This window comes from Nocardia beijingensis NBRC 16342 (assembly GCF_001612785.1).
Taxonomy (GTDB): Bacteria; Actinomycetota; Actinomycetes; order Mycobacteriales; family Mycobacteriaceae; genus Nocardia; species Nocardia beijingensis.
On sequence record NZ_BDBC01000002.1, the window covers coordinates 47,002 to 65,482 of the forward strand.

At 68.8% G+C, this 18,481-nt stretch carries 19 protein-coding genes; 14 read left to right on the plus strand and 5 right to left on the minus strand.

Features of this window, described 5'->3' with window-relative positions:
* Nucleotides 1-24: 24 nt before the first annotated feature.
* Nucleotides 25-1,212 (minus strand): FAD-dependent monooxygenase, encoded by a 1,188-nt coding sequence (locus NB3_RS00970; protein WP_067795023.1) that lies wholly within the window; start codon nt 1,210-1,212, stop codon nt 25-27.
* 100 nt (nt 1,213-1,312) lie between these two features.
* On the opposite strand from NB3_RS00970, the gene NB3_RS00975 reads away from it, so the two are divergent.
* Nucleotides 1,313-1,900 (plus strand): TetR/AcrR family transcriptional regulator, encoded by a 588-nt coding sequence (locus NB3_RS00975; RefSeq protein ID WP_067795026.1) that lies wholly within the window; start codon nt 1,313-1,315, stop codon nt 1,898-1,900.
* Nucleotides 1,901-1,928: 28 nt separating this feature from the next.
* Nucleotides 1,929-2,078, plus strand: coding sequence for a hypothetical protein (locus tag NB3_RS34720; protein ID WP_157111411.1), 150 nt, complete (start codon nt 1,929-1,931; stop codon nt 2,076-2,078).
* 63 nt (nt 2,079-2,141) lie between these two features.
* Here the strand turns inward: NB3_RS34720 and NB3_RS00980 are convergent, their stop codons facing one another.
* On the minus strand, nt 2,142-3,236 hold the full coding sequence (locus NB3_RS00980; protein WP_067795029.1) for an acyl-CoA dehydrogenase family protein: 1,095 nt from the start codon (nt 3,234-3,236) through the stop codon (nt 2,142-2,144).
* Nucleotides 3,237-3,256: 20 nt separating this feature from the next.
* A complete protein-coding gene (locus tag NB3_RS00985; protein WP_067795032.1) occupies nt 3,257-4,450 on the minus strand; it encodes an acyl-CoA dehydrogenase family protein in 1,194 nt (397 codons plus the stop codon).
* A gap of 153 nt (nt 4,451-4,603) precedes the next feature.
* Here NB3_RS00985 and NB3_RS00990 point away from each other — a divergent pair, with 153 nt between their 5' ends.
* The 12 genes from NB3_RS00990 (at nt 4,604) to NB3_RS01045 (ending at nt 16,240) form a co-directional block, all read left to right on the plus strand.
* On the plus strand, nt 4,604-4,792 hold the full coding sequence (locus NB3_RS00990; RefSeq protein WP_067795035.1) for a ferredoxin: 189 nt from the start codon (nt 4,604-4,606) through the stop codon (nt 4,790-4,792).
* Nucleotides 4,793-4,835: 43 nt separating this feature from the next.
* Nucleotides 4,836-5,738 carry a 3-oxoacyl-ACP reductase gene (locus NB3_RS00995; protein WP_067795038.1) on the plus strand — a complete coding sequence of 301 codons (903 nt, stop codon included), beginning with the start codon at nt 4,836-4,838 and terminating at the stop codon, nt 5,736-5,738.
* A gap of 289 nt (nt 5,739-6,027) precedes the next feature.
* The gene (locus tag NB3_RS01000) at nt 6,028-6,792 is read left to right on the plus strand and encodes an MlaE family ABC transporter permease (RefSeq protein ID WP_067795040.1); all 765 of its coding nucleotides are present in this window, start codon (nt 6,028-6,030) and stop codon (nt 6,790-6,792) included.
* Between the two features lie 4 nt (nt 6,793-6,796).
* Nucleotides 6,797-7,648, plus strand: a complete 852-nt coding sequence (locus NB3_RS01005) for an MlaE family ABC transporter permease (protein WP_067795043.1) — start codon at nt 6,797-6,799, stop codon at nt 7,646-7,648.
* Nucleotides 7,649-7,653: 5 nt separating this feature from the next.
* Nucleotides 7,654-8,868, plus strand: a complete 1,215-nt coding sequence (locus tag NB3_RS01010; protein ID WP_084485546.1) for an MCE family protein — start codon at nt 7,654-7,656, stop codon at nt 8,866-8,868.
* A complete protein-coding gene (locus NB3_RS01015) occupies nt 8,865-9,893 on the plus strand; it encodes an MCE family protein (protein ID WP_084485549.1) in 1,029 nt (342 codons plus the stop codon). Before NB3_RS01010 ends, NB3_RS01015 begins: the two co-directional genes overlap by 4 nt.
* Entirely contained in the window at nt 9,890-10,951 is a 1,062-nt protein-coding gene (locus tag NB3_RS01020) for an MCE family protein (RefSeq protein WP_067795046.1), read from the plus strand. Before NB3_RS01015 ends, NB3_RS01020 begins: the two co-directional genes overlap by 4 nt.
* Before the next feature lie 61 nt (nt 10,952-11,012).
* Nucleotides 11,013-12,293, plus strand: coding sequence for an MCE family protein (locus NB3_RS01025; protein ID WP_067795049.1), 1,281 nt, complete (start codon nt 11,013-11,015; stop codon nt 12,291-12,293).
* The gene (locus NB3_RS01030; RefSeq protein ID WP_067795052.1) at nt 12,290-13,543 is read left to right on the plus strand and encodes an MCE family protein; all 1,254 of its coding nucleotides are present in this window, start codon (nt 12,290-12,292) and stop codon (nt 13,541-13,543) included. The genes NB3_RS01025 and NB3_RS01030 overlap by 4 nt, the downstream gene beginning before the upstream one ends.
* Nucleotides 13,540-14,964: an MCE family protein gene (locus tag NB3_RS01035; protein WP_067795060.1), complete on the plus strand. Its 1,425-nt coding sequence runs from the start codon at nt 13,540-13,542 to the stop codon at nt 14,962-14,964. The genes NB3_RS01030 and NB3_RS01035 overlap by 4 nt, the downstream gene beginning before the upstream one ends.
* Nucleotides 14,961-15,749, plus strand: a complete 789-nt coding sequence (locus NB3_RS33840) for an Rv1363c family protein (RefSeq protein WP_084485552.1) — start codon at nt 14,961-14,963, stop codon at nt 15,747-15,749. The genes NB3_RS01035 and NB3_RS33840 overlap by 4 nt, the downstream gene beginning before the upstream one ends.
* Nucleotides 15,746-16,240, plus strand: a complete 495-nt coding sequence (locus NB3_RS01045; protein WP_067795063.1) for a h domain protein — start codon at nt 15,746-15,748, stop codon at nt 16,238-16,240. Before NB3_RS33840 ends, NB3_RS01045 begins: the two co-directional genes overlap by 4 nt.
* Before the next feature lie 15 nt (nt 16,241-16,255).
* On the opposite strand, the gene NB3_RS01050 is transcribed toward NB3_RS01045, so the two are convergent.
* Both NB3_RS01050 and NB3_RS01055 read right to left on the minus strand, forming a co-directional pair.
* Nucleotides 16,256-17,716 carry a sensor histidine kinase gene (locus NB3_RS01050; RefSeq protein WP_067795065.1) on the minus strand — a complete coding sequence of 487 codons (1,461 nt, stop codon included), beginning with the start codon at nt 17,714-17,716 and terminating at the stop codon, nt 16,256-16,258.
* Entirely contained in the window at nt 17,713-18,444 is a 732-nt protein-coding gene (locus NB3_RS01055) for a response regulator transcription factor (protein ID WP_067795068.1), read from the minus strand. Before NB3_RS01055 ends, NB3_RS01050 begins: the two co-directional genes overlap by 4 nt.
* Nucleotides 18,445-18,481: the final 37 nt, after the last annotated feature.

The window sequence follows — 18,481 nt, forward strand, 5'->3', positions numbered from 1 at the left end:
AGCCTACGCGACTTCTGAAGTAGTTCAGCGGTTGGCGAGTTCCGACAGTTGGTAGGCGAGGCGGTGGCGGAAGGCGGGGATGCGGGACACGGTGCTGAGGACGAGGTTGCGTACGGTGCGGGCGGGGCGGGCGTGCAGGGTTGCCATCTTGGTCATGCGGTCGGTGAACGAGACGACGCCGAGGGCGACGGGGCGGCGGGTGGTTTCGTAGTCGTCCAGCAGGGTGTCCGGCTCGCCTGCGAGCACGCGGGCCAGCAGCGGGCCGAGCGCGGCGGCGTCCTGGATTCCGGTGTTCATGCCCTGGCCGCCCGCCGGGCTGTGCACGTGCGCGGCGTCGCCCGCGAGCAGGATGCGACCGCTGCGGTAGTGGTCGGCCACGCGGTGATGTACCCGGAAGCGCGAGCTCCACAGCACTTCGCGCACGCGCACCGTGCCGCCGGGGCCGCGGGCGTCCAGAAGCTTCTGGATGTCCTCCGCGGTCGAGTGCTCGGGCGCCGTTTCCAAGGTGGCGACCACGCGGAAGCGGTTCGGCTGCTCTTCGTCGGGGAGCGGCGCGACCACCATGACGCCCTCGGGGGAAAGGTGCAGGGCCACTTCGTCGCGCCCGATCGGCCAGTCCATCCGCACGTCGGCGAGGACGAATGATTCCGGGTACGTCGCGCCGGTGAACCCGATGCCGGCCTGTTCCCGCACGATGCTGTGCATGCCGTCGGTTCCGATGACGTAGTCGGCGCGAATGCTGCCGGGGGCGCCCGTCTCGTCGGTGTAATCGACCGTCACGCCGTCGTTCTCCTCGACGACCCGGGTGACCTGGTACGGCCGCCGCACTTCCCCGCCCGCCTTGCGCAGCCGCTTCAGGAGCACTGCCTCGGTGGTGTCCTGCGGGGTCATCAAGGTGTAGGGGTAGCGCGTCGGCAGCCCGTCGAACCCGATGGTCGCCAGGGTGCGTCCGCCGTCGTGGACGGTGAAGTGCGCGACGATGTCGCCCGTCGCGACCAGCTCGTCCGCGATGCCGAGCTGCTCGAGCACTTCCAGCGTCCTGGCGTGCACGACCGCGGCGCGCGAGGTGTTCGCGCCTTCGCTCAGCCGGTCCAGCAGGAGGAAATCCACCCCCGCGTCAGCCAGCGTGATGGCTGCGGTGAGCCCGGCGGGGCCCGCGCCGACGATCACGACGGAAGTGGTGGCGGGCAGCGGGCTCGGGGTGGTGTTCATGGGAACTCCTCAGGTCAACGTTTGTAGGCCAACGTTTGTTGACATAACCGTAGGCCGATGGGGCTAGGAAGTCAACAGTTGTTGGCCTACACTTGTTGACATGACCGTAGAGTCTGATCAAGCGCCTGTTCGCCGCTCGGACGCGACGCGTGCGGCGATCCTGGATGCGGCCCGCGCGCGGTTCGCCGCCGAAGGTTTCCGCAAGGCGACCATTCGCGCCATCGCCGCGGACGCCGACATCGACCCATCCATGGTCATGCGGTACTTCGGTAGCAAAGACGGCCTCTTCGCGGCGGCGGTGGACGTCCGGCTCGACCTGCCCGACCTCGGTTCCGCGGACCCGGACACCCTGGGCGAGCAGCTGGTGCGCCGCTTCTTCGAGATCTGGGAAGAGCAGCCGAACGGGGAGGTGCTGCTGACGCTGCTGCGCTCGTCGATCACCGACGAGGCCGTCGCCGAACGCGTCCGCGCCATCTTCACCCAGCAGATATTGCCCGCCGTCCTGCGTTTCGGCGATCCCGCCGACGCCCCACGCCGGGGAGGTCTGATCGTCACGCAGATGCTCGGCCTCGCCCTGTGCCGCTACGTCCTGCGCCTGCCCCCGGTCGTCGGTCTGACCCGCGACCAGATCATCGCCGAGGTGGCGCCCACTCTTCAGCGCTACCTGACGTCCACTCCGACTGCTTGAGATCAGCTGGTCGGTACGGTATCGAACGATGGCCGACGAATTCTGCTGCTCCGCGACCGAGTGGCCGCACGTCCATGGCTGCGGCAGGCAGGAGCTCGACCAGCGCCGCGCAGTGTTCGAAGACGCTGCCGACCACGTATTGCGGGTCAGCGCGGAGCTGAACCGCCGACTCGCCTGAGGTGCGACAAAAAGGCCCGCACGACGTGCTGTCGTGCGGGCCGGATCGGCTACCGTGCCGGGCTCAGCCGGCCAGCAGCGCGCCGAGGGCGCGGAGGTGGTCGGTGCTCGCGCCGAGGGCGAACTCGTTGTGTTTGGCGGCGGTGAAGTAGTTGTGCGCGATGTGGTCGCGGTCGATGCCGACGCCGCCGTGCACGTGGACGACGGTGTGCGCGACGCGGTGGCCCGCGTCGGCCGCCCAGAACTTGGCGGTGTGCACCGCTTCGGCGGCGGGCAGGTCCTCCGACAGCAGCCAGGCCGCCTGGGTCACCGCAAGACGCAAACCCTGCACGTCGATGTAGGCGTCGGCGAGTCGCTGGGCCACGGCCTGGAAGCTGCCGACCGCCTTGCCGAACTGCTCGCGTTCCCTCGCGTATTCGGCGACCAGCTCGAGCGCCCGCTCCAGGGTGCCGAGCTGCGCGGCGCTCAGGCCGAGCCAGGCGCGGGTGAGAACCCACTCCAGGATCTCCGCGCCGCCGGCCACCGTGCCGACCAGTTCGGCCGGAGTATCGGTGAGCTCGACCGCGAACTCGGGACTGCGGTCGACCACCTGCTGCGCGGTCACGGTCGCCACGGCGGGATCGACCAGGAACACCGCAGGGGTTCCGGAGACCGTGGCGGGCACGAGGATTCGCTCGGCCCGGTTCGCGAAGGGCACGGTGGTCTTTGTCCCGGTCAGCCGCCAGCCGTCGTCTGTCTCGACGGCGGTGGTGGTCGGCGCGGCGGGTTCCCAGTTGCGCTCCTCGGCCAGCGCGACCGTCAGGATGACGCTGCCCTCGCCTGCCCGCGTGGCCAACTCCTGGTGCGCCGAGGAACCGAACCGAGCCAGCGCACCGGCGCCGAGCACGATCGACCACAGGTACGGCACGGCCGCCAGGTGCTTGCCCAGCTCGCGCAGGATCGCGGTCTGCTCGAGCGAGCCGAGGTCGCTGCCGCCGACCGACTCGGGCAGCGCGGCCGCGAGCACGCCGGTCTCGGCCAGCGAGCTCCACAGCTGCTGATCGAATCGCTCGTCGGCCTTGTCGAGTTCGCGCAGCCGGTCGGCGGTGACCAGCTTGCCGCACACCTCGCCGGTCAGCCGGCCGAGATCCAGTTGGGCTTCGGTGGGGGTGAAATCCATGGAAGTTCTCCCTGTTTCGATCAGCGCGCCGCGGCAGGCTGCTTGAGGGCGGTCATGGCGATGATGTCGCGCTGCACCTCGTTGGTGCCGCCGCCGAAGGTCAGGATGAGCGCGGCGCGGTGCATGCGCTCCAGACGGCCGCGCAGTTGCGCGCCGGGGGAGTCCTGGCGCAGGTAGGCCTGCGGACCGAGCACCTCCATGAGCAACCGGTACGCCTCGGTGGCCAGCTCGGTGCCGTACACCTTGCAGGCCGAAGCGTCCCACGGGCGCGGTGCCGCGTCGCCGCCCGCGTCGGCACGGCTGGCGATCTCCCAGTTCAGCAGCTTGAGGTACTCGACCTTGGCGTGCACCTTGGCGAGATTGAGCTGCACCCACTCCCGGTCGATCACGCGGGAACCGTCGCTCGCCTTGGTGTCGCCGGCCCACTCGACGGTCTGGCGCAGCGCCAGCGCCAGCGGTGCGGCCGAGGTGAGCGCGACGCGCTCGTGGTTGAGCTGGTTGGTGATCAGCGCCCAGCCGCCGTTCTCCTGGCCGACCAGCGCGCTCGCGGGCACCCGGACGTCCTGGTAGTAGGTGGCGCTGGTGTCCGGCCCCGCCATGGTGTGCACGGGCGTCCAGGAGAAGCCCTCGGCGGTGGTCGGCACGATGAGCATGCTGATGCCTTTGTGCTTCTTGGCCGTGGGATCGGTGCGCACGGCCAGCCAGACGTAGTCGGCGTAGGCGATCAGGCTGGTCCACATCTTCTGGCCGTTGATCACGTAGTCGTCGCCGTCGCGCACCGCCGTGGTGCGCAGGCTGGCCAGGTCGGTGCCCGCGCCCGGTTCCGAGTAGCCGATGGAGAAGTGCAGTTCACCGGCCGCGATCTTGGGCAGGAAGAACTTCTTCTGCTCCTCGCTGCCGTAGTGCATGATCGTGGGCGCCACCGAGTTGATGGTCAGGAACGGCACCGGCGCGCCCGCGATCGCGGCCTCGTCGGTGAAGATCAGCTGATCCATGGTCGGGCGATCCTGGCCGCCGTACTCCTTGGGCCAGCCCAGCGCCAGCCAGCCGTCGTGGCCCATCTGCTGGACCACCTCGCGGTAGACGTTGCCCTGCCCGTACTCGCCGGTCTGCGCGCTCAGGGCCTCCCGGCGCTCAGGGGTGATCAGCCGCGCGAAGTAGTCGCGCAGCTCCGCGCGCAGCTGCTCCTGTTGCGGCGTGTACGCAATGCGCATGGCAATACCTCATGCTCGTTGGATCGGGTTCCCCCGATCATTGCATATGGACTGAAACATGTTCCAGTATTGATACTGAATCCCCCCGATGACGCCCCGGTGGAGCGGATCGGCTTGTTAGGCTTCGGCCAGAGTGGTGGTAAAGGAGTTGCCATGAAGATCAGTGTCGATCCAGACCAGTGCGAAGCTAATGGAATCTGTGTCGGAATCGCCCCCGACGTGTTCGAACTCGATGACGAGGACGTACTGCACATCACGGAGGCCGACGTGCCCTCCGATCGGCTCGCCGATGTCCAGGATGCCGTCGCGCAGTGCCCCAAGGCGGCGCTACGGCTGCAGTGAACGGGCCTTGCCGTAAGTTGGAACACGTTCTAGAGTCGGCCGCGTGAGCAATGATCTGAGCCTGGCGGGCCGTGTAGCGATCGTGACCGGCGGCGGCGCCGGACTTGGGCGGGCCGAGGCGCTCGCGCTGGCCGGGGCCGGTGCGTCCGTGGTGATCAACGACCTCGCGGAGTCGGACGCCGTCGCGGACACGCTCGGCGCGATCCGGGCGCTCGGCGCCAAGGCGGAGTTCGTCGCGGGCAGTATCGCCGAGCGCGCCACCGCCGACGCGCTGATCCGCACCGCGGAGGAGTCGTTCGGTTCGGTCGACATCGTGGTCAACAACGCGGGCATCACCCGCGACCGGATGCTGTTCAACATGTCCGACGAGGATTTCGACGCGGTGCTCGCGGTGCACCTGCGCGGCCATTTCCTGCTCTCGCGCAACGCCGCCGCCTACTGGCGCGGCAAGTCGAAGCAGGCGGGCGCGCCGGTGTACGGCAGGCTGGTCAACACCTCGTCGGAGGCCGGATTGCTGGGCCCGGAGGGGCAGGCCAACTACGGCGCGGCGAAGGCGGGCATCACCGCGCTCACCCTTTCGGCCGCGCGGGCGCTGTCGCGCTACGGCGTGCGCGCCAACGCGATCGCCCCGCGAGCGCGCACGGCGATGACCGAGGCGGTGTTCAGTCCCGCCCCGGAGGGGGAGCCCGACCCGCTGTCGCCCGATCATGTGGCCCGGCTGGTGGCCTACCTGGCCTCGCCCGCGGCCGACGGGGTCAACGGCCAACTGTTCGTCGTCTACGGGGGGATGGTGGCGCTGATGGCGGCGCCCGTCGTCGAGCGCAGGTTCGACGCGGCCGAGGGGGAGTGGTCGCCGCGGGATCTGGCCGATACGCTGGGCGGCTACTTCGCCGATCGCCCCGATGGGCGGACCTTCTCGGCGTCTTCGCTGACCGAGCTGGGGTGAGCCGCGGCGGCTCGCCGCGGGCACGCTACTGATCAGCTGTCCAACTGTTGATCATGTGATCGGTGCTTGGTAGACATAGGGACGGGTTATGTCCCACCTCACAAAGGTGGGATCATCACTCGCTGACACCGGTTCCAAATTTATATGCCGATCTTTCGAAATAATGCACGTCAGATGTGTGAAAAATGCTACCGGCAACACGGTGAACATGTTCTAATCGTTCCGGCGGTGCGGCCACGGTGAGATTCGCGCCGTGTGCTGTGTACGCCGGTGAGCAAGGAGGATCGCGATGAACGAGGTCCTTGCCGTGCCGTTGCGGGCCGTCGGCGGATTCTTCGAACTCACCGCCGATGTCGCACGTGCCAGCGTGCGCAGACCCTTTCAATGGCGCGAGTTCATCGATCAGTCGTGGTTCATCGCGCGGGTATCGATCGTGCCGACATTGCTGGTCGCCATTCCCTTCACCGTTCTGGTGAGCTTCACGCTGAACATTCTGTTGCGCGAGATCGGCGCGGCCGACCTGAGCGGAGCGGGCGCGGCGTTCGGCGCGGTCACCCAGGTGGGTCCGATCGTCACCGTGCTCATCGTCGCCGGCGCAGGCGCGACCGCGATCTGCGCCGACCTGGGCGCCCGCACCATCCGCGAGGAAATCGACGCGATGCGGGTGCTCGGCATCAATCCGGTGCACCGCTTGGTGGTGCCGCGGGTGCTCGCCTCGATGTTCGTCGCGCTGATGCTCAACAGCCTGGTGTGCACCATCGGCATCGTCGGCGGATTTCTGTTCTCGGTGTTTCTGCAGGACGTGAACCCCGGCGCGTTCGTCAATGGCATCACGCTGCTCACCCATCTGCCCGAGTTGATCATTTCGGAGGTGAAAGCCGGATTGTTCGGGCTGATCGCCGGACTGGTCGCCTGCTATCTGGGCCTGAATGTCAAAGGTGGACCCAAGAGTGTCGGTGATGCGGTGAATCAGACCGTAGTGTTCGCTTTTATGGCCTTGTTCGTCGTGAACGTGGTGGTCACCGCCGTCGGCATCAAGTTCACGGCGCGGTGATCCGATGGCCTTCGTAATCGAATCCCGCTTCCCCCGTACCGTTCGACGGGTGCGCCGGATGTCGGATTCGCTCGATTCGGTGGGCAAGCATGCGGTGTTCTATGCCCAGGCGCTCGGTTCCATTCCGCGCGCCCTGCTGCACTACCGCACCGAGACCATCCGGCTGATCGCCGAGATCAGCATGGGCACCGGTGCGCTGGCGGTGATCGGCGGCACGGTGGTGATCGTCGGGTTCCTCACCCTCTTCGCGGGCGGAACCATCGCCGTGCAGGGTTACAGCTCGCTGGGCAATATCGGCGTCGAGGCGCTGACCGGCTTCTTCGCGGCGTTCATCAATGTCAGGATCGCGGCGCCGGTGATCTCCGGCATCGGCCTGGCGGCCACCATCGGGGCCGGTTCGACCGCGCAGCTGGGCGCGATGCGGGTCGCCGAGGAGATCGACGCGCTGGAATCGATGGCCATCCGGCCGGTGCCCTACCTGGTCGGCACCCGCGTGCTGGCCGGGATGATCGCGATCGTCCCGCTCTACGCGCTCGCGGTGATCGCCTCGTTCCTGGCCAGCCGGTTCGCCACCGTGGTGATCTACGGGCAGTCGGCGGGCGTCTACGACCACTACTTCTCCACCTTCCTCATCCCGAGCGACATCCTCTGGTCCTTCGCCCAGGCGATCTTCATGGCGTTGGCGGTCATGCTGATCCACACCTACTACGGCTACAACGCCGCTGGCGGCCCGGTCGGCGTCGGCGTCGCGGTGGGCAACGCGGTGCGCGCCTCGCTGGTCGCGGTGGTCACGGTGACCCTGCTGATCTCGCTGGCCATCTACGGCACCTCCGGCAACTTCCATCTCTCCGGATAAGCGACATGGCGGAATCGAAGCAAACGGAAAACCGCCTGGTGCGGGCGCTGCGCGGCGGCCTCGGCCTCAAACTGGCCGGGGCGGCGATGGTGCTGGCGCTGGTCGCGATCGTGACGGTCGCGCTGATCATGTTCGTCGGCGGGTTCACCCCGACGGCCACCGTGACGGTGGACGCGCCGCGCAGCGGGCTGGTGCTCGACCCGGACGCCAAGGTGAAGGTCCGCGGTGTGGAGATCGGCCGGGTGGCCGCCATCGACAACACCGCCGACGGCGCCCGGCTGAAGCTGGCCCTCGACCCGGAACTGTTGAAGCTGGTGCCGTCCAACGCGGACGTCGACATCAGGTCCACCACCGTGTTCGGCGCGAAGTACGTCAACTTCATCGTCCCGCAGCAGCCGTCGTCCACCTCGCTGGCACCGGGCGCGGTCGTCACCGCGCAGCGGGTGACCGTCGAGTTCAACACGCTGTTCCAGCATCTGTCCGACGTGCTCGCCAAGATCGAGCCGGAGAAGCTGAACGCGACGCTGTCCGCGCTCGGCACCGCGCTGCAAGGCCGCGGGGACAAGCTCGGCCAACTGCTCGTCCAGAGTGACGCCTACTTGCGCGACATCAACCCGTACCTGCCCACGCTGCAACAGGATCTGACGAAGACCGGCCAGGTCACCGACCTGTACGCCGACTCGGTGAACGACCTGCTGCGCACCGTGGACAACTTCACGGTGACCAGCAAGACCCTCGCCCAGGAGCAGGACAGCCTGGACAACGTCCTGGTGAATCTCACCGGCCTGGCCGACACCACCGGAGCGGTCCTGCGCGAGAACGAGAATCAGCTCGGCACGGCGCTGGACCTGCTGCGCCCCACCACCGGGCTGCTCGACGAGTACGCGCCCGCGCTGTACTGCCTGATCGGCGGTCTCGGCAAGGCGCTGCCGCTGGGTGAGGCGGTCTTCGGCGGCCTGCAGGAAGGCGTCGCGCTGAACACCGGCTTCATGTACGGCGCGAAGCCCTACACCTATCCGGAGGATCTGCCGAAGGTGAACGCGACCGGCGGCCCGCAGTGCGGCGGCATCCTGGACCGGGTGCCGGGCAGCCACGCGAACTATGTCGTCACCGACACCTCGGAGGGGCATGTGTACACACCGTCGACGACGCTGACCGTCAATCCGCCGAAGGTCTTCCAACTCCTGTTCGCCGGACTACCGGGGGTGCCGCGCCCGTGAGGAATACCGCGACCACCGTCAAACTGGCCATCTTCACCCTGGTGATGACGCTGATCTTCGCCGGCCTGGCGGTCGTGTTCAGTCAGATGCGCTTCGCGCGCGAGAACGGCTACCACGCCGTGTTCACCAGTTCCTCCGGCATGCTGCCCGGGGCGAAGGTGCGCATCGCCGGCGTGCCGGTCGGCTCGGTGACGTCGGTGAAAGTCGGCAAGGACTATCTGGCGCACGTCGAGTTCGACGTCGATCGCAAGTACCGTCTGCTCACCAGCACCCGCGCGGCGATCAAATACGAGAACCTGGTCGGCGACCGCTATCTCGAGCTGTCGGAGGGACCAGGCTCCAACCGCGTCTTGCAGCCCGGCGGCACCATCGTGAAGGAGCAGACCGCGCCGGCGCTGGATCTGGACATGCTGCTCGGCGGATTCCGTCCGTTGCTGCGTGGCCTCGACCCCGGCCAGGTGAACGACCTGACCAACGCGCTGCTGCAGATCTTCCAGGGCCAGGGCGGCACGCTGGTGTCCCTGCTCAACAGCGGCGGCTCGTTCGCCAAGACCCTCGCCGACCGGGACGCCTTGATCGGCAGCGTGATCAACAACCTCAACGCGGTGCTGCGGACCATCGATGAGCGCGGCGACCAGTTCGCCACCACGATCGCCGAATTGCAGCGCCTGATCAGCGGACTGGCCGCGGACAAGGACCAGATCGGCGACGCGCTGCCGCGCATCGCCGGAGCCACCGGCGACCTGACCGATCTGCTTTCCCAAGCCCGTCCCGATCTGCGGGGCACCATCGAGCAGACCGGTCGCCTGGCCACGAACCTCGACGCCGGGTCGGACACCGTCCAATGGGTGCTGGACCGGCTGCCGTCGACCTATCGCCAGCTGATCCGCATCGGCTCATACGGTTCCTTCCTCCAGCTCTACGTCTGCTCGACGAACTTCCTGGTGGACGGCCCGAACGGGCAGACGATGAAGATCAATATGCCCGGGGCGCAGACGACCGGAAGGTGTGCGGACAACCGATGAACGAGCAGCGATCACCCGCCATCACCATCGGCATCGTCGGCCTCGTGCTCGCGGTGGCGGTGGCGCTGTCGGCACTGCAATTCGACCGGCTGCCGTTCATCCGCTCCGGCGCGACGTTCACCGCCTACTTCGCCGACGCGGGCGGCCTGCTGCCCGGCGACGCGGTCCAGGTGGCGGGCGTGCGATCGGGGCGGGTGGAAGACGTCAGCCTGGACGGCGCGAAAGTGCTGGTCCGGTTCACCCTCGCGGAGTCGATCGTGCTCGGCGAGAAGACCTCGGCGGCGATCAAGACGAACACGGTGCTCGGGCGCAAATCGCTCGAGGTGACGCCATCGGGCCCCGGCGCGCTGCGCGCCGACGACACCATCCCGCTCGAACGCACCACCTCGCCGTACTCGCTCAACGAGGCGTTGAGCGAACTGGCGGGAACCGTGCACGACCTGGACCTGGACCGGGTCGACCAGACCTTGGACGTGCTTTCGGCGACCTTCGCCGACACGCCGGCGCCGTTGCGCTCGGCGCTGGACGGCGTCACCGCGCTCTCCCGCAGCATCAACGCGCGCGACCAAGCGCTGACCGACCTGCTGAAACGGGCGCAGAACGTGACGAAGATCCTCGCCGACCGCGGCAACCAGATCAACGCGCTGCTGCTGGACGGCAACGAACTGCTCGGCGAGCTGGACCGGCGGCGCACCGCGCTCGGGCAGCTGATCGTCTACGTCAACGGACTCGCCCAGCAGCTTTCCGGCCTGGTCGCCGACAACGAGGCACAGCTGAGACCCGCCCTGGACAAGCTGAATTCGGTGGTGGCGCTGTTGCAGCGCAACAAGCAGAACCTCGCCGACGCGCTGGACGGGCTCGGCCCGTTCGCCGCGGCCCTCGGTGAACAGGTCGGCAGCGGCCCCTACTTCCAGGCGTACGTGATCAACGCGGCGAGCAAGACGTTGCAACCGCTGGTGGACGCGCTGGTGTGGCCGCAGCACCTGCCGAACGACTTGCAGAGCTATCTCACGCCGGCCCCGTCGATCGTTCCCGCGACCCAGGAGCCGCCGCGATGAGTGAGCGCAACACGGCCGCTTGCGCGGTCTTGCCGGAGCCGACCGTCAGCGAGGTGGACGGATGAGCGCGCTGAACGCCGTACGAAGACTGCCCCGCTGGGCGCTGGTGCTGGCCGGCGTGGTCGTCGCGGCGCTGGTGGTCGCGGTCGCGTGGAACGGCATAACCCGGATCGGGACCACGAAGGTGACCGCCTATTTCCCGTCCACATCCGGCCTGTACGCGGGCGACGACGTGCGGGTGCTCGGCGTCAAGGTCGGCCGCATCGATGCGATCGAGCCGGGAGCGGACCGGGTGAAGGTGACCATGACGCTGAATCGCGGCGTCGACGTGCCCGCCGACCCGAAAGCGGTGATCATCTCGCCTTCGCTGGTCTCGGCGCGTTTCATCCAGCTCGCGCCCGCCTACACCGGCGGCCCGAAGCTGAAGGACAACGGCGTGATCCCGATCGAGCACACCGCGGTGCCGGTCGAGTGGGACGACATCAAGGCCGAGCTGTCCAAGCTGGCCACCGCGCTCGGGCCGGTCGGCGACGACAAACAGGGGTCCTTCGGCCGCTTCGTCGACACCGCCGCGAACAACCTGGACGGCAACGGGCAGCGCTTCCGAGACACGCTGCGGGAGCTGTCGGCCACGTTGAGCACGCTGTCCGACGGCCGCACCGACCTGTTCGGCACCGTGCGCAATTTGCAGAAATTCGTCGACGTGCTGTCGGCGAGCAACGAGCAGATCGTGCAGTTCGAAGGCAGGCTCGCGTCGGTGTCGTCGGTGCTGAGCGGGGTCTCGGCGGATCTCGGCGCGGGACTGGACAACCTGGACGCGGCGATCGTGGACGTGCGCCGGTTCATCGACGGCAGCGGCGCCGAACTCACCGAGGGGGTGCAGCGGCTGGCCGACGCCACCCAGGTGCTGGTCGACAAGCGCCCGGAACTGGAGCGCGTCCTGCACTCCGGCCCGACCGCGCTGGTGAACTTCTACCAGATCTACAAACCGGCTCAAGGGACGCTGACCGGCGCGATCGCGTTGAACAACCCGGCCGACCCGCTCGGCTTCCTGTGCGGCTCGGTGCGCGCGCTGGAGACCAACGACTCCGATCGCAGCGCCGACCTGTGCGCGCAGTACCTGGCGCCCGTGATCAACAGCCTGAGCATGAACTACGTGCCGATCATGGCGAACCCGGCCAGCGGCGTGACCGCGTTCCCCGACCAGTTGGTGTACACCGATCCCAGCCTGGCGGGGCGGGTGGCGAGTCAGAACTCGGCGCAGCCGCAGCCCGCGCCGGTGAGCATTCCGGACGGCCTCGCCGGACTGGCCATTCCGGGACTGACAGGAGGAGGGCGATGATGCTGAGGCGGCGGATGCGCCGCACCGCCGCCGTAGCGGCGGGGCTGGCGGTGGCGCTCGGCGTCACCGGCTGTCAGTGGGACGGATTGAATTCGCTTCCGATGCCAGGTACCGAGGGCACCGCGCCCGGCTCGTACCAGGTGCTCGTTCAGATGCCGAACGTCACCACGCTGACCAGGAATTCACCGGTGCGGGTGCACGATGTGGCCGTCGGCACCGTGTCGAAGATCGAGGTGCAGGACTGGCACGCGCTGGTCACCGTCACGTTGAACCCGGATGTGCGCCTGCCTGCGAACGCCGTCGCCGAGATCGGGCAGACGAGTTTGCTCGGCTCCAACCATCTGGAACTCTCCGAGCCGACCGATCAGCCCCCGGAAGGCCAGTTGAAGGCGGGCGACGTCATCCCGCTGGCTCGCGCTGGCGCCTATCCGACCACCGAGCAGGTGCTGTCCTCGCTGTCGGTGGTGCTCAACGGCGGTGGCGTCGCGCAATTGGAAACCATCACCCATGAGCTCAACTCCGCGCTCACCGGGCGCGAGGACGCCATCAGGGACCTGCTGCCGCAGCTGAACGAGCTGACCACGAACCTGGACCGCCAGACCGGCGACATCATCGCCGCGATGAGCGGACTGGACCGGCTCGGCGGTCAGCTGGCCGAGCAGCGCGACGTGGTGGCGGCGGCGATCGAGCAGATCCATCCGGCGTTGACCGTGCTCGCCGATCGCCGCGCGAACATCACCAGGGCGATCACCGCGCTGGGCGAGCTGAGCGACGTCGTGCGGCGCATCGTCGCCGCCAGCGGTGAGGACCTGAAGGCCAACCTGCGCAGTCTCGTGCCGGCGCTGAAATCGCTGTCGGACACCGGCAGCGACCTGACCGAGGCACTGAAGATCCTGGCCACCTTCCCGTTCCCGATGAAGAACCTGGATCACGCGATCAAGGGCGATTACCTCAATCTGTTCATGACCGTGGACATCACCGGCAAGCGGCTGGATTCGAACTTCCTCACCGGAACGCCGCTGGGCGGACGGTTCGGCGGCGTGGAAGGCGCGCTCGGCAGCTTCGCGCCGGGCACGGCCGCGCAGAACGGCGACCCGGCTACCGGCCCGTTGCAGGCGCCGCCCCCCGCGCCGAGTCAACCGGCCCCGACCATCCCGGGACTGCCGCCGATCCCCGGCATTCCCGCCATTCCCGGGTTGACCGTGCCCATGCCGGGCAATACCGCGCCGCAAGGGGGTCCGGGACAGTGAAGCTCACCCGGTTCGTCCGTACCCAGCTGATCATCTTCTCCGTGCTGACGGTGATCGGCCTGGTGGTCATGGGCGGCACGTACGTCAAACTGCCCGCGATGTTCGGCATCGGGCGCTACGAGGTCACCGTGCAACTCGCCGCGACCGGTGGGCTCTACCCGACGGCCAACGTCGCCTATCGCGGCACCAACGTCGGTGTGGTGAAGGAGGTCCGGCTGACGCCGGTCGGGGTGGACGCGAAGCTGTCCATCGCCAGCGACTACAAGATTCCCGCCGATGTGGACGCGTGGGTGCGCAGCGTCTCCGCGGTCGGCGAGCAATACGTGGACCTGGTGCCCGCGCAGAACCGCACGGGCGGAAACCTGCGCGACGGCAGCGTGATCCCGGTGGAGCGCACCAAGCTGCCGCAAGATGTCGGCGCGCTGCTCGACCAGGCCGACCGGCTGCTGTCGAGCGTCGCGGACACCCGGTTGAAGCAGGTCATCGACGAGGCGTTCCTCGCGTTCAACGGCGCAGGACCGGACCTGCAACGGTTCATCGACTCCGCCTCGCTGCTGGTGCAGGAAGCGCAGGCGAACGCGGAGCCGACGAAGCGACTGCTCGATCAGATCGGGCCGCTGCTGGACACGCAGACCCGCTCGGATGCCGCGATCCGTTCCTGGACCGCCGATCTCGCGACGGTCACCGACCAGCTGCGCGGGCACGACCCCGCGCTGCGTGGCATCCTGCGCGACGGCCCGTCCTCGATGCAGCGGGTGACCAACCTGTTCGAGGACCTGCGCCCGACCCTGCCGCTGCTGCTGTCGAATCTGGTCAGCGTCGGTCAGGTCGCCGTCACGTATCACGCGGGGCTGGAGCAGATCCTGGTGGTCTATCCGCCGCTGGTCGCCGCGCTGCTGACCGCCGTCCGCGGTCCGCTCGAATATGGCGCGCTGGTCGACTTCATGGCGCTGGTCAACGACCCGCCCGCGTGCACGACCGGTTTCCTCCCGCCGGATCAGCGGCGCTCGCCGAGCGAACTCGACACCCCCGACACGCCGCCCGGCCTGTACTGCAAGGTGCCGCAAGACGCTCCGGAGGCGGTGCGCGGCATCCGCAACACGCCGTGCGCCGAGGTGCCCGGCATGCGCGCCCCGACGCCGGAACTGTGCCGCACGGGGTACGTTCCGATCGGCGACAACCCGCCGTTCGGGCCGCCGCATCCGGTGGCGCCCGCCGCGGCGCCCGCGGAGGAGCCCCCGGTCGTCGCGCCGGCGAGTTACGGCGGCGGCACACCAGCCGCCGCGCGGTCCTACGACCCGGCCACCGGTGTCTACATCGGCCCCGACGGCCGGACATACCGGCAGGGCGATATCGGACCGAGCGGTTCTGGCACGGTACCGTCGAGCTGGCAGGCGATGCTCGAGGAGCAGCAACGATGAGTGAGAGCAACGGAGAAGGTCACCGCACCCGACGGCGTGCGGTGCGCTCGGCCGGGCCTCCGGTCGAGGAGAACGCGACCGGCGGCGTGCCGGCCGTGACTGAGCAGGCCCCTGTCGCCGCCGATACCGGCGTCACGGACAGCAAACCGAGTTCGGTGGCGGCCGAACCGAAGGCCGCCTCGGCCGACCGACCAACGGCCGGTGACGCACGCGCCGACGCGCCGAAAGTTGCTGTGCGGAAAGCCGACCCGGAGCCGGACTCCGAGACGACGCAGGCCGAGCCCGCCCGGAGCGAGCGGCGTGGTCTCTCGCGCATCCTCGCCACGGCCGCGGCGGCGCTGCTGGTCGTCGTGCTCGTGACCGGCGCGGTCGTCTCGGCGCTCGTGATGCACCGGGCGCACGAACGCGACGAGCGCCGCGCCGAGTACGTGGACACCGCCAGGCAGGCGATCGTCAACCTGACCACCATTCGCGCCGACACGGCCAAGCAGGACATCGACCGGATCCTCTCGCTGGCCTCGGGGGAGTTCAAGACCGAGTTCGACGGCCGGGTGGACCCGTTCACCAGCATCGTGCAGCAGGCCAAAGTGGTCTCCAGCGGCGAGATCGTGGAAGCCGCGCTGGAAAGCGACGACGACTCCTCCGGGCGGGTGCTGGTCGCCGCCAAGCAAACACTGACCAACGCGGGCCAGGCCGAGCCGCAGACCAGGTACTACCGGTTCCGGGTCACCGTGTCGCGCGGCGATTCCGGGCTGACGGTGTCCAACGTGGAGTTCGTGGCATGAACGGCAACGGAATTCGAGCCAAGATCCTGCTCGCCCTGCTCGGCGTGGTGGTCGCCGCGGCCGCGGTGGTCGGCGGCGTCAACGGCTACCGGTACTGGGACCGTGCGCAGAGCGAACAGGCGCGCAAGGACGCGGTCGCGACGGCGGGACGCACCGTCGAGGCCATGTTCACCTACACCCCGCAGACCGTGGACACCGAACTGCCCAAGTCGGCCGACAACCTCACCGGCGACTTCCGCGCCGACTACTTGACGCTGATCGAGAAGCAGATCGCGCCCGGCGCCAAGGAGAAGCAGCTCACCGTCACCGCGACCACCCAGGCGGCTGGTGTCATCTCCGCCGACCGCTCCCACGCGCAAGTCCTGCTGTTCCTCAACCAGGTGATGACGAGCAAGGACACCCCGCAGGGCACCACGACCGGCAGCCGAGTCCGGGTCTCCCTGACGAAGTCCGATTCGCACTGGTTGGTGTCGGCGGTGACTCCGGTTTGACGCCGCTCCGGTTCGCTAGGACGACGTCGGTGTGCGCGGCAGCCGCACCGTGAACGTCGTCCCGGCCTCAGGCGAACTCCGCACGCCGACCGCACCGCCGTGCGCCGTCACCAGCGCCTGCACGATGGACAAACCGAGCCCGGTGCCGCCACTGCTGCGGGCGCGGGAGGTGTCGGCGCGGTAGAAGCGCTCGAAGACGCGTTCGGCGTCCTCCGCCGCCAGGCCGGGACCGGTGTCGGCCACTTCGAGCAGCACCTCGTCCGGGCCGGGAGTGAGCAGCACCGTCACCTTCGCGCCGGGCGCGGTGTGCGTGAGGGCGTTGTTCAGCAGATTGCCAAGGACCTGGCGCAGCCGTGCCTCGTCGCCGATCACCTCGAGCGTCCCCTCGCCCGGCTCGATCTTCAGCTCGATGGTGCGGACGGGCCCGTCGGAGTGTCCCGCGGCGACCACGGCGCGCGCGTTGTGCACCCCGTCGCTGGCGACGGCGAGCAGGTCGACCGGACCGAGTTCCAGCGGGCGCTGGGCATCCAGCCGCGCGAGCGTCAGCAGGTCTTCCACGAGCACGCCCATCCGCTGGGCTTCGCGCTCGATCCGGTCCATGAACGCGGCGGGGTCGTCGGTGGCGCCTTGGCGATACAGCTCGGCGAAGCCGCGGATCGTGGTCAACGGGGTGCGCAGCTCGTGACTGGCGTCGGCGATGAAGCGGCGCATGCGCTCCTCGGACCGGCGTGCCGCCTCCTCGGAGGCGGCGGTGGCGGTGAACGCGCGCTGGATCTGCGCCAGCATCCCGTTCAGCGATCTGGACAGCCGGTCGACCTCGGTGTTGGTGTCGCGCACCGGCACCCGGCGGTGCAGGTCGCCGCGGGCGATGGCCGCGGCGGTGCTCTCCACCCGGCGCAGCGGCCGCAGACTGCGCCGCACCACGAAGTACGCGAGCACCGCCAGCACGGCCAGGACCACCGCCCCGACGATCAGCTCCAGCACCACCAGCCGGTGCACCGTGTCGGTGTTCTGCGTGAGCGGCAGCGCCACCGTCGTCGTGCCCTCCGGTGTGCGCAGCGTCAGCACCCGCCACCGGATCGCTCCGCCGTTCGCGGAGTCGACGGTGTACGGGCCGGAGGGTGGTGTGTCGGGCAGGACCGGCTCGGCGTCGACAGCGAACGCCGGAATGAGGAACGCGCGCCCGTCGGTGCGGATCGAACGCACCCAGAACTGACTCGGTGCGTGACGCGGGTCGGGCGGCAACACCGGGGGCGGCGGCCCGCGCCGGGACCATTCCATCGCGCCACCGCGCAACTGCTGGTCGGTGCGGTCGGTCAGCTGCTGCTGGAGGGCCGATGTGACCACCATGCCGGAGACGAGCAGCCCGAGGCCCGCCGTGAGCACCAGCAGGACCATCAGCGTCACGCGCAGCGGGACGGCGGACAGCCAGCCGGAGACCTTCGCCCGCGCTTCGACGATCCGGCCCGGACTCATGAGCCGCTCTTGCGGTGCGGAGCGCGCATCACGTAGCCGACGCCGCGCAGCGTGTGGATCAGCCGGGTATCACCCGTGTCGACCTTTTTGCGCAGGTAGGAGACGTAGGTTTCCACGACGCCGACCTCGCCGCCGAAGTCGTAGCGCCAGACGTGATCGAGGATGCGCGGCTTGCTCAGCACGGTGCCCGCGTTGACCATGAAGTAGCGCAGCAGCGTGAACTCGGTGGGCGAGAGCGCGACCGGCTCGCCGGCCTTCCATACCTCGTGGGTGTCGTCGTCGAGTTCGATGTCCTCGAAACGGAGGCGCGAACTCTCCCGCTGCGGAGCGGCGTGCCCCGCGCGGCGCAGGATCACCCGCAGCCGGGCCACCACTTCCTCCAGGCTGAACGGCTTGGTGACGTAGTCGTCGGCCCCGAGGGTGAGACCGGTGATCTTGTCCTGCACGTCGTCGCGCGCGGTCAGGAACAGCACGGGCGCGTCGATCCCGTCGGCGCGCAACCTGCGCAGCAGGCCGAAGCCGTCCATGCCCGGCATCATCACGTCCACGATGAGCGCCTGCGGACGGAAGCTGCGCGCCTTGTCCAGCGCCTGCGCGCCGTCGGCCGCCGTGTCGACCTCGAAGCCCTGGTAGCGCAGACTCACCGCGAGCAGCTCGACGATCATCGGCTCGTCGTCGACCACCAGAACCCTGGCCTCGGGTGTCTGCTGCACGGGGGCGCCACTCATGGCTACATCGTCCGCTCTCGGACTGCGATGTCGCTGG